Below are 13,282 nucleotides of genomic sequence, written 5' to 3' on the forward strand. Positions count from 1 at the left end.
ACAACCTGGGTACCGCTAGAAGAAGCCGCAGGTCGGGGCCGATTCGCTCGGGGCTTCCGCGCCCTCCGCGCCCTTCGGGACCGAGATCTCCAGGCGGGTGCCGTCCGGGTCGTGGAAGAAGATGCCGCCGGAGGCCGCGCCTTCCCTGTGGGCCACGACGCCCTCGTACGCGAAGGAGGCGCCGCGGGCGGTGAGGGCGGCCTCGGCGGCGCGGACGTGGTCGAGGGACTCGGCCTCGAAGGCGAGGTGGTGGAGGCCGGCGCGGGTGGCGGCGTAGGTGTCGTCGGCCTGCTGCCAGAGGGTGAGGACCAGACGGCCGTGCTGGCCGAGGAAGGCGTAGCGGCTGTCCCCCTCCGCGCCCTCGCCGAGGGACTCGAAGCCGAGGACCTCTCCGTAGAAGGCGAGGGAGCGGTCCAGGTCGGTGACGTTGAGGCCGACGTGGTGGGTGGTGAGTGTGCCGATCGCGGTCATGGCGTAGCTCTCCCTGGGGGCGGCGGCCAGCCCCTCGGGCTAACCTCTTAATTCGACTTTAGAGGTTAGACATGAGAGGCGTCAACCGCTCACGTACTCTTGAGGGGTTAGTTCATCGAGGAGGTTCCGCCATGACCGCCACCGACCCACGGCCGCTCACCGGCGAGCCCGTCTCGCTCGACCTCCTCAACACCCGCTGGAACGAGGACGGCGGCCGCCAGGACCTGCTCACCGACGTCGACGGCCTCGCCGTCTGGCTCTCGGCCAACGGCCTGCAGCGGCGGTTCACGGCCGACGCCACCACCCTGCGCCACACCCTCGCCGCCCGGGACGCGCTCGCCGCGCTCGTCGACCACCCCGGCGACCCCGCCGCCACCGCCCGCGTCGACACGGTCCTCGACCACGGCCGCATCCGGGCCACGCTCACCGTGGAGGGACCCGGCGAACAGGTCGAGTTCGCCGACCCCGCCCGGGGCCCCGGCTGGACCGCCGCCCGCGACTACCTCGACCTGCTCCGCACCGCGCCCGACCGCATCAGGGCCTGCGCCCACGAGGCGTGCATCCTGCACTTCTTCGACACCTCGCGGAACGGCACCCGCCGCTGGTGCTCGATGGCGGCCTGCGGCAACCGGGCCAAGGCCTCGCGCCACTACGCCCGCTCGAAGGACGCCTGAAACCCTCCGGGCCCTCGAGCACCCCGTCCGATCGCCCCGTTTGAGGGTGATTAATCCCCGATGGCGCATCGTCCGCACTGGCGGATGTGCGCCATCGACGCATTCCGCCACCCGGCAAGTCTCCACAAACCCCTGTCACTTGCGAAAGGCTCAGCGGTCATCCGGTACCGAAATCCGGACCCTCTCTTTCACAACCAGGGATGTACATGACCCCCCAGAGCTCCATACCCGGGCGCTCGCCCTCCGGGAGACGTGCGGCCCGCATCGCGGCCGCCGCAGGACTTGTCGCCGCGCTCGTCGCGACAGGTGCCGCCCCGGTCCTGGCCATCGACGCTCCCGCCACCACTCCCCCGGTGAAGGCCACCGACGCCGCCGACAAGCTCGGCGCCACCGACGCGCAGCGCCTCACCGAGGCCGAGGCGAGCGGCGAGAAGAACGTCACGATCCTCGTCGCCACCGCCCCCGGCGCCACCGAGCAGGTCGCGGGCCAGCTCGACGCCGTCGCCGGCGCCTCGGTCGGCAAGCGGCAGGACGCGCTCGGCTACGTCCGCGCGACCCTGCCGACCGCCAAGGCCGACGCGGCCATCAAGGCAGCGGCGAAGCTCTCCTCCGTCCAGTCGATCGACCTCCAGGCCGAGATCCCGCTGGACGACCCGACCCCGGACGCGGGCGCGACCACCGGCGCCGTCGAGGGCACGACCGTCACCACGACGTACCCTGCCCCGGGCAAGAACACCCCGGCGAAGAACCCGTACAACCCGTCCCACGAGACGGGTGCGGTCGACTTCGTCGAGGACCACCCCCGGGCCGACGGCCGCGGCGTGACCATCGGCATCCTCGACTCCGGCGTCGACCTGGGCCACCCGGCCCTGCAGAAGACCACCACCGGCGAGCGCAAGATCGTCGACTGGGTCACCGCCACCGACCCGCTGACCGAGGGCGACGCCACCTGGCGCGCCCAGATCACCCCGGTCACCGGCCCGGTCTTCACCGCTGCCACCCAGAGCTGGAAGGCGCCCGAGGGCTCCTACCAGTGGAGCCGCTTCAGCGAGTCGATCACCGCGGGCGGCGACCCGGCCGGTGACATCAACCGCGACGGCGACACCACCGACGTGTTCGGCATGCTGTACGACCCGGCCGCCGGCACCGTCCGCGTGGACGCCGACCAGAACAACGACTTCACGGACAACGCGCCGATGAAGCCGTACAAGGACGGGCACCAGGTCGGCTACTTCGGTACCGACAACCCGGCCACCGAGGTCGCGGAGAAGACGCCGTTCGTCGTCGAGATCCGCAAGGACGTCGCGATGGACCCGCTCGGCGGCAGCTGGGTCGGCCAGAAGCGCGACTTCGTCAACATCGGCATCGTCGAGTCCTCCCACGGCACCCACGTCGCCGGCATCACCGCCGCCAACAGCCTGTTCGGCGGCCGGATGAACGGCGCGGCGCCCGGCGCGAAGATCGTCTCCTCGCGCGCGTGCACCTGGACCGGCGGCTGCACCAACACCGCCCTCACCGAGGGCATGACGGACCTCGTCGTCAACCGCGGCGTCGACATCGTCAACATGTCGATCGGCGGCCTGCCCGCGCAGAACGACGGCGACAACGTCCGCGCCCGGCTCTACACCCGTCTGATCGACCAGTACGGCGTGCAGCTGGTCATCTCGGCCGGCAACTCCGGCCCCGGCATCAACACGATCGGCGACCCCGGCCTGGCCGACAAGGTCGTCTCGGTCGGCGCGGCGATCTCCAAGTCGACCTGGGCCGCCAACTACGGCTCGGCCGTCACCAAGTCGTACGCCATGTTCCCCTTCTCCTCGCGCGGCCCGCGTGAGGACGGCGGCTTCACCCCGACCATCACCGGTCCGGGCTCGGCCGTGAACACCATCCCGACCTGGCAGGCCGGTTCCGGCGTCGCCGAGGCCGGCTACGCGCTGCCCGCCGGTTACGGCATGCTCAACGGCACCTCGATGTCCTCCCCGCAGGTCGCGGGCGCGAGCGCTCTGCTGCTCTCGGCCGCGAAGCAGAAGGGCCTGGAGCTCTCCCCGCTCACCCTGCGCACCGCACTCACCTCGACCGCCCGGCGGATCGACGGCGTCAAGGCGCACGAGCAGGGCTCGGGCCGCATCGACATCAACGAGGCCTGGGACTCCATCAAGGACGGCGCGACCGCCCACGACTACAAGGTCGAGGCCCCGGTCGACACCGCGATCTTCCCGGCCCCGCACACCGGCACCGGTGTGTACGACCGTGAGGGCGGCCTCAAGGTCGGCCAGAAGAAGGTCTACGACGTCACCGTCACGCGCACGAACGGCCCGGCCCGGGCCGTCGAGCACGAGCTCGACCTCAAGTACAACGACGGCACCTTCCGGATCCTCGGCGACGACGAGATCGACCTGCCGCTGAACAAGCCGGTCACCGTCAGGATCGAGGCCCGTCCGACCAGCGCCGGCGTGCACAGCGTGATCCTTGAGGCCGACGACGAGGACACCGAGGGCGTCGACAAGCAGATCCTCGCCACCTCGGTCGTCGCGAGCGACCTGGTCGCCCCCGGCTACGGCTTCTCCGCCGCCGGCACCGTCCAGCGCAACAGCCACAAGTCGTACTTCGTGACCGTGCCGGAGGGCGCCAAGTCCCTCGAGGTCGCCCTCGGCGGCCTGAAGGCCAAGAGTCAGACCCGGTTCATCGCGATCCACCCGTACGGCGTGGCCATCGAGTCCACCGCGTCCACCGCGTGCTACCCGCACTACAACCCGGCGAACACCTGCCGCCCGGACCTGCGGTCGTACGCCAACCCGACGCCGGGCGTCTGGGAGATCGAGGTCGAGTCGCGCCGCACCTCGCCCGACCTGGACAACCCGTTCACCCTGGGCGTCTCCGTCCTCGGTGCCTCGTTCGACCCGGCCGTCCAGACCGTCGCCGAGGCGAAGGTCGGCACGCCGGCCCCCGTCGAGTGGACCGTCACCAACAAGTTCGCCGCGCTCGAGGGCAAGCTGAAGGGCGGCCCGCTGGGCTCGGCCAAGGTCGAGACCCCGACCATCCAGCACCACGAGCAGCAGACGAAGACCGTCACCATCGGTGAGGGCGTCGAGCGCCTCGACATCGCGATCGGCAACACCTCCGACAAGGCCGCCGACCTCGACCTGACCGTCTCCTTCGGCGGCAAGCAGGTCGGCCAGTCGGCGGACGGCGACTCGGAGGAGTCCGTCTCCCTCGTGAAGCCGGCCGCGGGCACGTACACCGTCGTCATCGACGGCTACGCGGTCCACGCCGAGGGCGGCACGACCTTCGACTACAAGGACGTGTACTACTCCGCCGCGCTCGGCAGCGTCCAGGTCGACAACGCCACGACCTACCCGCTGGCCAACGGCGCGAGCGCCAAGGTCACGGCCGAGGTCCTGGTCGCCGGGGCGGCTCCCGAGGGCCGCCAGTTCTTCGGCGAGGTCCAGCTGCTCAACACCCGCGGCACCGTCGCGGGCTCCGGCAGCGTCCTGATCGGCAGCGTCACCCCGTAACACCGCGAGACAGTGAGGGGCGGGCACCGGTTCCGGTGTCCGCCCCTCTTCCGTTCCTCCGCGTGCGCTCCTCCGCTTGCCGGTCAGCCGGGGGGCGTTCCTCCGCAGGTGACGGTCAGCCGGGGTGTGAGCAGTCGGCTCCGGCGGACCCGGGGAGCGCCTTCTCCACCCAGGCGCGTCCGTACTCCAGATCGTCACGCACCGCTCCGACGTCCTCGCCGGAGTCCCGGGGCGGAGGGTCCCCCTCCCGGTGGGTGATCGGGCGCTCTCCGGGGAACCGCGAGACGATGACGAGCACGCGCGTGCCCACCCGGAAGTAGGGGCCGCCCGGCTCCTCGGCGGGGACGTCCCCGGCCGTGAAGACGAGGCGGGGCTCCCCGGCCGCCGTCCCCGCCGCCTCGGCCTCGCCCTTGTACCTGCGCTCCACGCTCAGGGTGACGCGGAGCCCCCGGTCCCCGCCCAGCCGCTCGACCCGGGTCACCGTCCCCTCGGCGATGTCCGTGGCGCACGCGACCAGGCCCTCGGCGGTGAGCTTCGCGCTCTGCAACGCCCCGTCGGACTGCCCCTTGTGAGCCACGAGGTAGGCACCCCCGGTCCCCAGGACGGCCAGGACGGCCACCGCCGCGACCACGGCGAACGCCCGCCGAAGAGCGCGTCGCCGACGGGGGCGCGGCACCTCGGGCGGCGACCCCTCGGGGGCGGGCGCCGGTCCTGCCACCGCCGTGGCGATGAAGGCCAGCTGCTCCCGCAGGATCTCCACGTCGGCCAGCGCCGCCCGCACGTCGGGGTCCCCGTCGGCCCCCTCGGGCAGCCGCTCGCCGGACAGCGCCAGCCGTACCGGGTCCCGCTCGTCCTTCTCCACCCTCACACCACCTCGTCCGTGTGCAGCCGGGCACGCAGCGCGCGCACGGCGGCGTGCAGCCGGCTCTTGACCGTTCCCTCGGGGATGTCCAGCGCCTCCGCGATCTCGGCCACCGCCAGATCCGCGTAGAAGCGCAGCACCACGACCTGCCGCTGCGGCAGGGGCAGCGCGTCGAGCCCCTGCGCGACCGACAGCGTCAGGACCCGTGCCTCCTCGACGCCCGGCTGCTCCGTGTCCCACGGCCGCAGCGCGGTCAGCCGCTCGTCGAGCCGCTCCCTGCGGCGGCGCTCCCGGTGCCAGTCCACGGCGATGTTCGAGGCCACCACCGCGCACCAGGCGGCGGTGGACCGCAGCGGCTCCCCTCCCCGCGTCCGGAACTCCAGGAGCTTCAGCCGCACCTGCTGCACGCCGTCCTGGAGGTCCGCGTGCGGCACCCCGCCCAGGGCCAGGATCGCTCTCACCCGGTCCACGAGGGCCGCGTCCAGCGGATCGTCGGCCCCGGGCCGCCGGGCCTTCCTCACTACCACCACCGCGCATCCTCCCCTTCCGCGTCCCCCCTGTGACGCGGAAGCGGCACGAAACGTTCGATCCGGCCCCGCGCCCGCGTCCCGCCCTGTGGACAATGGATTGGACAAGGCGCCCCGGGACATACGCATCATGGACCGGCAGCAGCCTGCACATACGTACGGAGGAGTCCCCGTGAAGGTCGGAATCGTCGGAGCCACCGGTCAGGTCGGCACAGTCATGCGCAGCATCCTGGCCGAGCGGAACTTCCCGGTCGACGAGCTGCGGCTCTTCGCCTCCGCCCGGTCCGCCGGCACGGTCGTCGACGGGGTCACGGTCGAGGACGCCTCCACCGCCGACTACACCGGCCTGGACATCGTGCTCTTCTCCGCCGGCGGCGCCACCTCCAAGGCCCTCGCCGAGAAGGTCGCCTCCCAGGGCGCCGTCGTGATCGACAACTCCTCCGCCTGGCGCCGCGACCCCGAGGTCCCGCTGGTCGTCTCCGAGGTCAACCCGCACGCGATCAAGGACCGCCCCAAGGGCATCATCGCCAACCCGAACTGCACCACGATGGCCGCCATGCCGGTCCTCAAGCCGCTCCACCAGGAGGCCGGCCTCACCGCGCTGATCGCCACCACCTACCAGGCCGTCTCCGGCTCGGGCGTGGCCGGTGTCGCCGAGCTGCGCACGCAGGCGTGTGCCGTGGCCGAGAACGCCGACCAGCTGGCGTTCGACGGCGAGGCCGTCGCGTTCCCCGAGCCCGCCGTCTACAAGCGCCCGATCGCGTTCAACGTGGTCCCGCTGGCCGGCTCGATCGTCGAGGACGGCTCCTTCGAGACCGACGAGGAGCAGAAGCTCCGCAACGAGTCCCGCAAGATCCTGGAGATCCCCGAGCTGAAGGTCTCCGGCACCTGTGTGCGCGTCCCGGTCTTCTCCGGCCACTCCCTCCAGGTGAACGTGCGCTTCGAGCGTCCGATCAGCGTCGAGCGCGCCTACGAGCTCCTCAAGGACGCCGAGGGCGTCGAGCTCTCCGAGATCCCGACCCCGCTGCAGGCGGCCGGCAAGGACGCCTCGTACGTGGGCCGCATCCGGGTGGACGAGACCGTCGAGAACGGTCTGGCGCTGTTCCTCTCCAACGACAACCTGCGCAAGGGCGCGGCGCTGAACGCCGTGCAGATCGCGGAGCTGGTCGCGGCGGAGCTCAAGGGCTGACCCGGCCTGCATCAGCGAGGGGCGGCCACCCGGGTGGGTGGCCGCCCCTCCCGTGTTCGCCCTGGGAAATGTGTCGTGCGCCGGGGAAGGGCCCCGTGGAAGGATGGGCCAAACGTCACGAAACCGAGGAGATGACCGGGTGCCTGGCACGAACCTGACCCGTGAAGAGGCTCAGCAGCGGGCGGCGCTGCTGACCGTGGACGCGTACGAGGTCGAACTCGACCTCTCCGGTGCGCAGGAGGGCGGCACCTACCGGTCCGTCACCACCGTCCGCTTCGATTCCGCAGAGGCCGGTGCCTCGACGTTCATCGATCTCGTCGCGCCCGCCGTCCACGAGGTCGTCCTGAACGGCCGCGCGCTCGACGTCGCCGCCGTCTTCCGCGACTCGCGGATCGCCCTCGCCCACCTCGTCGCGGGCCGCAACGAGCTGAAGGTCGTCGCCGACTGCGCGTACACCAACACCGGTGAGGGCCTGCACCGCTTCGTCGACCCGGTCGACGACCAGGCCTATCTGTACACGCAGTTCGAGGTTCCGGACGCGCGTCGCGTCTTCGCCTCGTTCGAGCAGCCCGACCTGAAGGCGACCTTCCAGTTCACCGTGAAGGCTCCGAGCGGGTGGAAGGTCATCTCCAACTCGCCGACGCCGGAGACGCCGAAGGACGACGTGTGGGTGTTCGAGCCCACGCCCCGGATCTCCACGTACATCACCGCGCTCATCGTCGGCCCGTACCACTCGGTGCACTCGACGTACGAGAAGGACGGGCAGAGCGTCCCGCTGGGCATCTACTGCCGTCCGTCGCTCGCCGAGTTCCTCGACGCCGACCACATCTTCGACGTCACGCGCCAGGGCTTCGACTGGTTCCAGGAGAAGTTCGCGTACGACTACCCGTTCGCGAAGTACGACCAGCTCTTCGTGCCCGAGTTCAACGCGGGCGCGATGGAGAACGCGGGCGCGGTCACCATCCGCGACCAGTACGTCTTCCGCTCGAAGGTGACGGACGCGGCGTACGAGCGGCGCGCCGAGACGATCCTGCACGAGCTCGCCCACATGTGGTTCGGCGACCTCGTCACCATGGAGTGGTGGAACGACCTGTGGCTGAACGAGTCGTTCGCCACCTTCACCTCGGTCGCCTGCCAGGCCTCGGTGGCCGGCACCCGCTGGCCGGGCGCCTGGACGACCTTCGCCAACGCGGAGAAGACCTGGGCCTACCGCCAGGACCAGCTGCCGTCGACGCACCCGATCATGGCGGAGATCAACGACCTGGAGGACGTGCTCGTCAACTTCGACGGGATCACGTACGCCAAGGGCGCGAGCGTCCTGAAGCAGCTCGTCGCCTACGTCGGCGAGGACGAGTTCTTCAAGGGCGTGCAGGCCTACTTCCAGGCGCACGCCTTCGGCAACACCCGCCTCTCCGACCTGCTCGGCGCCCTTGAGGAGACCTCGGGGCGCGACCTCAAGACCTGGTCGAAGGCGTGGCTGGAGACGGCCGGCATCAACATCCTCCGGCCGGAGATCGAGACCGACGAGAACGGTTTCATCACCTCCTTCGCCGTCCGGCAGGAGGCCCCGGCGCTGCCCGCCGGCGCCAAGGGCGAGGCCGTGCTGCGCCCGCACCGGATCGCGATCGGCTTCTACGAGCTGAACGAGACCGGCAAGCTGGTCCGCACCGAGCGCCTCGAACTCGACGTCGAGGCCGCCGGCCTGACCGCCGTGCCGCAGCTCGCGGGCAAGGCCCGCCCGGCCGTCGTCCTCCTCAACGACGACGACCTGTCGTACGCCAAGGTCCGCCTCGACGAGGTGTCCCTCACCAACGTCACCGCGCACCTCGGCGACTTCGCCGAGTCCCTGCCGCGCGCCCTGTGCTGGGCCTCCGCCTGGGACATGACCCGCGACGGCGAGCTGGCCACCCGTGACTACCTGGAGCTCGTGCTCTCCGGTGTCGCGAAGGAGTCCGACATCGGCGTGGTCCAGTCGCTCCAGGGCCAGGTCAAGGCGGCCCTCGACCTGTACGCGGCGCCGGAGTGGCGTGAGGCCGGGCTGACCCGCTGGACCGAGGCGACGCTCGCGCACCTCCAGGCGTCCGAGCCGGGCAGCGACCACCAGCTGGCGTGGGCGCGGGCCTTCGCCGCGACCGCCCGCACGCCGCAGCAGCTCGACCTGCTCGCCGCGCTCCTGGAGGGCCGCGAGTCGATCGAGGGTCTGGCCGTCGACACCGAGCTGCGCTGGGCGTTCGTCCAGCGGCTCGCGGCGACCGGTGTCTACGACGAGCCGGAGATCGCCGGCGAGCTGGAGCGCGACCGCACGGCGGCGGGCGAGCGGCACGCGGCGACCGCGCGCGCGGCCCGCCCGACGGAGGCGGCGAAGGCGGAGGCCTGGGCCTCGGTCGTCGAGGACGACAAGCTGGCGAACGCCGTGCAGGAGGCCGTCATCGGCGGCTTCGTCCAGACCGACCAGCGTGAGCTGCTCGCCGCGTACACGGCGAAGTACTTCGCGTCGATCAAGGGCGTCTCGGAGACCCGCAGCCACGAGATGATCCAGCAGATCGTGGTCGGCCTCTACCCGACGCTCCAGGTCTCGCAGGAGACCCTGGACGCGACGGACGCGTGGATCGCCGAGCACGACCCGGTCCCGGCGCTGCGGCGCATGGTGACGGAGTGCCGCGCGGGCGTCGAGCGCGCCCTCAGGGCACGTGCGGCGGACGCGGCCGCGGCGGTCTGACACCGCTGATCCGGTACGGAGCAGGGGCGCCCTCCCCCCGGGGGGCGCCCCTGCTCGCGCTTGGAGTCCGCCCGGCGGGCGGGCGTCGGCGCGCTGCCGCTGCCGCCGGGCGGAGGTATTCGGGGGTCAGCCGCCGAGCGCCGTGAACCGGGCGCGCAGGTCGGCGGCGCCCTGCTCCGTCAGCGTGCCGTGCAGCCGCATCCGGGCGACGCCGCCGTCGGGGAAAGCGTCGAGGCGGACGTGGGTGACGACGGCCCGGGCGGGGAGCTTGAAGCGGTGGAGGGTGTCGGGCTGGAGCCTGGTCCTGGGGATGATCTCGAACCATTCGCCGGACTCGCCGTTGCGGCCCTGGAGGGCGATCCAGCCGGCCGAGTTGCCCTTGAGGTAGGCGGTGTCGATCTCCACGGCGCGTACGGCGCCCTGCGCGGCGAGCCGGAAGCGCACCCAGTCGTTGGTGCCGCGGACCCGGCGGCGCCGGTTCTCCCAGCCGTCGTCCATCTTGCGGGAGGTGCCGGGCAGGATGATCTGGGTCGGCGAGGAGTAGAACCTGTCCGAGGCGTCCTCGTACGAACCGCCGTTGAGCACGGAGATCAGGTCGAGGGTGCCGAGCAGCTCCAGCCACTCGGGGTCGGGTACGACCTCGCCGTGGACGCGGAGGCGGGCGATGCCGCCGTCGGGGTGCTGGCAGAGCCGGAGGTGGGTGAAGCGGCGCTCCGCGTCGATCGTGAACCCGTTGGCGGCGTGGCCGCGGACGGGGGTCGGCGGGACCAGCTCCTCCCACTTCGCGTCGAGCAGCTCGGCGGGGCTGGGCGAGCCCTCCACGGAGGTGGCCTGGACGCTGACGCGCTGCGGGTAGTTGCCGCGGAAGTGGGCGGTGTCGACGACGATCCCGCGGATCACGCCGGGGGCGCCGAGCCGGACGACGGCCCAGTCGTGGTCCTCGGGGGCGGGGAAGACGTTCTCCGCGTCGGCGCCCCGGCGGCGGCGGGTCTCCCAGCCGTCCATGATCTTGCCCTTGTGGCCGAAGTGCTCCGGGTCGAAGACGGCCCGCTCGCGGACGAGGAGGTTCTCCCGCTCGGCGAAGAACTCGTCGTTCGCGGCGACGACCCCGGCGCCGAGGCGGCGGTCGGCGAGGTCGACAAGGTCGGTGAAGGGGAAGTCACCGGTGCGGTAGTCGGCGTACGGGTCGCCGCCGGAGTACGGGGCGGCGTCGTTGGCGTGCGGGTCCGTGTTCTCTGCGTTCCCTGCGTTCCCTGCGTTGCCTGCGTTGCCTGCCTTGCCTGCGTTGCCTGCGTTGCCTGCGTTCTTTGCGTTCTCTGCGTTCTCGTCGCGGCTGCTCATGAGCCGACTCTCCCGCGACCGTTCCCTCCGGTCCATCGAATGTTTTCGACGGGTATGTTCAGCTCTGCTGAACGGTTTCCCGGGCGGCCGCCGCCTGCCGCAGCGCGGCGAGGACCCGTGCCACCGCCGGGCCCTCCTCCGCCCCGCGCCGCACCGCCGCGACGACATGGCGGCGCGGCTGGTCGGCGGCGAGGACGCGCATGACGACGCCCGCGCCGCCCCGGCGTTCCGCGGAGGCCATCCGGGGCACGAGGGCGACCCCCATGCCCGCCTCGACCATCGCGAGGATCGCGGTCCAGCCCGAGGCGCTGTGGGCCTGGTCGGGAACGAAACCGGCCGCCTCGCAGGCCGCGGTGGTGATCTCGGACCAAGGACCCGAGCCGCCGAAGATCCAGGATTCGGCCGCGAGGTCCGCGAGCCGCAGGCCGGGGGCCTCGGCCTGCGGGTGCCCGGCGGGCAACGCGACGTCGAGCGGGTCGGCGAGCAGCGGCATCCGGCTGAACTTGGGGTCGCGGGCGGTCGGCGCGTGGGCGGCGAGGGACAGCGCCAGGTCGACCTCGCCGGCCGTGAGCAGCTCGTACGCCTCCGCCGCCTCGGCCTCCCGGACGCGGACGTCGAGTCCGGGGTGCGCGGTCCGGAGCTGCCGCACGGCGGGCACGACGAGCGCGGGCACGGACGTCGGGAACGCCGCCACCCGCACCTGCCCCGCCTCGCCCCGCAGGTAGCCGTCGAGTTCGGCGTCGGCGCGCTCCAGCTGGGCGAAGACCACCTCGGCGTGCCGCAGCACCAGATGGGCGGCGTCGGTGAGCCTGACGCGGCGGCCCTGAGCTTCGAGGAGCCGCACGCCGAGCTGCTTGGCGAGGTTGGTGAGCTGCTGCGACACGGCCGAGGGGGTCATGAGCAGGGCCTCGGCCGTCGCGGTGACGGTGCCGCGGTCGCGGAGGGTGCGGAGGATCTGGAGCTTCTTGATGTCCCACTCGGTCATGGGGCGCAACCTATCCGGCCTTGCGCGCGCCGGTGGCGGAGGCCAGCGCCACCCCGCCGAGGACGAGGGCCGTGCACGCGGCGCCGAGGGCGTCGGGGCGTTCACCGAGGAGCGGGTACGACAGGAGGGCGACGCAGACGGGCTGGAGGTAGTAGACGACTCCCGCGCGTGCCGCGCCGATGAGGGCGATCGCCTTGTTCCAGGCGAAGAAGGCGACGGCCGAGGAGAAGACGCCGACGTACAGCAGGGGGCCCGCGGTCGCGACGCCGACGGTGAACCCGCCCTGGACGGCGAGGGACACGGCGTACGCGGGGGCGAGCATCAGGGCGCCGAGCAGGAAGGTGGTGAAGAGGAAGGCGAGTCCGTCGATCTCGGCGGGCTTGCGCTTGAGCAGGGCGCTGTACGTGGCGAAGGACAGGGCGGCGGCGAACATCCACAGGTCGCCGGCGGTGAAGTCCACGGCGAGCGAGCCCTTTCCGACGAGCAGCAGCACTCCGAGGGCGGCGGTCAGCATGCCGAGGACGCGCCGGGCGCCGAGGCGTTCGCCGCCGAGCCGGGCGTGGACCGCCATGAGCACCGGGGAGGCGGCCATGATCATGCCCATGTTGGTGGCGGAGGTGGTCAGTCCGGCCTGGTGCACGAGGGTGTTGTAGAGGGCGACGCCGAAGAGGGAGGCGAGGGCGACGAAGCCGAGGTGGCTGCGGATCGTCCGCCACTGCCGCAGGAAGGGGCGGACGGCGAAGGGCGCGACGGCGAGCAGCGCGATGATCCAGCGCCAGAAGACGGCCTGGACGGGCGGGACGGTGTCGGCCATGTCCCGGGTGGCGACGAAGCTGCCGGACCAGACGACGGTGGCGAGCAGGGCGAGGAGCACGCCGAGGCCGGCGCCCGGTGCGAGCTTCCTCGCGGGCGCCGGCCTCTCGGTGGCGGTGGTGGCGATGATGGCGGTGTCGGTGGCCGCAGTGGTCGGGTGGCGTGCGGTGATCAGGCTCATGCGGC

At 72.0% G+C, this 13,282-nt stretch carries 10 protein-coding genes; 4 read left to right on the top strand and 6 right to left on the bottom strand.

The genetic code is table 11. The annotated features are described in order from the left end of the window. Positions 1-15: 15 nt before the first annotated feature. A complete protein-coding gene (locus IO20_RS0107205; RefSeq protein WP_030555608.1) occupies positions 16-471 on the bottom strand; it encodes a VOC family protein in 456 nt (151 codons plus the stop codon). A 131-nt stretch (positions 472-602) separates the two neighbouring features. On the opposite strand from IO20_RS0107205, the gene IO20_RS0107210 reads away from it, so the two are divergent. Together IO20_RS0107210 and IO20_RS0107215 are read left to right on the top strand one after the other, a co-directional pair. Further along, complete coding sequence (locus IO20_RS0107210; RefSeq protein WP_030555610.1) at positions 603-1,145, top strand: CGNR zinc finger domain-containing protein; 543 nt, start codon at positions 603-605, stop codon at positions 1,143-1,145. 200 nt (positions 1,146-1,345) lie between these two features. After that, positions 1,346-4,660: a S8 family serine peptidase gene (locus IO20_RS0107215; RefSeq protein ID WP_030555612.1), complete on the top strand. Its 3,315-nt coding sequence runs from the start codon at positions 1,346-1,348 to the stop codon at positions 4,658-4,660. 115 nt (positions 4,661-4,775) lie between these two features. Here IO20_RS0107215 and IO20_RS0107220 read toward each other — a convergent pair whose 3' ends face one another. Beyond that, entirely contained in the window at positions 4,776-5,522 is a 747-nt protein-coding gene (locus IO20_RS0107220) for a hypothetical protein (RefSeq protein WP_051874888.1), read from the bottom strand. Positions 5,523-5,524: 2 nt separating this feature from the next. Further along, positions 5,525-6,049, bottom strand: a complete 525-nt coding sequence (locus IO20_RS0107225) for an RNA polymerase sigma factor (protein ID WP_037634845.1) — start codon at positions 6,047-6,049, stop codon at positions 5,525-5,527. 172 nt (positions 6,050-6,221) lie between these two features. Between IO20_RS0107225 and IO20_RS0107230 the strand changes: the two genes are divergently transcribed. Then, positions 6,222-7,238, top strand: coding sequence for an aspartate-semialdehyde dehydrogenase (locus tag IO20_RS0107230; protein WP_030555617.1), 1,017 nt, complete (start codon positions 6,222-6,224; stop codon positions 7,236-7,238). Positions 7,239-7,377: 139 nt separating this feature from the next. Then, complete coding sequence (pepN, locus tag IO20_RS0107235) at positions 7,378-9,957, top strand: aminopeptidase N (protein WP_030555619.1); 2,580 nt, start codon at positions 7,378-7,380, stop codon at positions 9,955-9,957. Between the two features lie 126 nt (positions 9,958-10,083). Here pepN and alc read toward each other — a convergent pair whose 3' ends face one another. Genes alc through IO20_RS0107250 form a run of 3 tightly spaced genes read right to left on the bottom strand, consistent with a single transcriptional unit; the run spans position 10,084 to position 13,277 of the window. Then, on the bottom strand, positions 10,084-11,298 hold the full coding sequence (alc, locus tag IO20_RS0107240) for an allantoicase (protein WP_245684886.1): 1,215 nt from the start codon (positions 11,296-11,298) through the stop codon (positions 10,084-10,086). A gap of 58 nt (positions 11,299-11,356) precedes the next feature. After that, on the bottom strand, positions 11,357-12,283 hold the full coding sequence (locus IO20_RS0107245) for a LysR family transcriptional regulator (RefSeq protein WP_030555623.1): 927 nt from the start codon (positions 12,281-12,283) through the stop codon (positions 11,357-11,359). Between the two features lie 10 nt (positions 12,284-12,293). Then, the gene (locus tag IO20_RS0107250; RefSeq protein ID WP_030555625.1) at positions 12,294-13,277 is read right to left on the bottom strand and encodes a DMT family transporter; all 984 of its coding nucleotides are present in this window, start codon (positions 13,275-13,277) and stop codon (positions 12,294-12,296) included. Between the last annotated feature and the right edge of the window lie 5 nt (positions 13,278-13,282).

Origin of the sequence: Streptomyces exfoliatus (genome assembly GCF_000725545.1) — a bacterium.
GTDB lineage: Bacteria > Actinomycetota > Actinomycetes > Streptomycetales > Streptomycetaceae > Streptomyces > Streptomyces exfoliatus.

Bases quoted from the DNA above. Each gene is read 5' to 3' on its own strand.
- alc (WP_245684886.1), bottom strand. From the start codon at position 11,298: ATGAGCAGCCGCGACGAGAACGCAGAGAACGCAAAGAACGCAGGCAAC.
- IO20_RS0107215 (WP_030555612.1), top strand. From the start codon at position 1,346: ATGTACATGACCCCCCAGAGCTCCATACCCGGGCGCTCGCCCTCCGGG.
- IO20_RS0107245 (WP_030555623.1), bottom strand. From the start codon at position 12,283: ATGACCGAGTGGGACATCAAGAAGCTCCAGATCCTCCGCACCCTCCGC.
- IO20_RS0107250 (WP_030555625.1), bottom strand. From the start codon at position 13,277: ATGAGCCTGATCACCGCACGCCACCCGACCACTGCGGCCACCGACACC.
- IO20_RS0107210 (WP_030555610.1), top strand. From the start codon at position 603: ATGACCGCCACCGACCCACGGCCGCTCACCGGCGAGCCCGTCTCGCTC.
- IO20_RS0107205 (WP_030555608.1), bottom strand. From the start codon at position 471: ATGACCGCGATCGGCACACTCACCACCCACCACGTCGGCCTCAACGTC.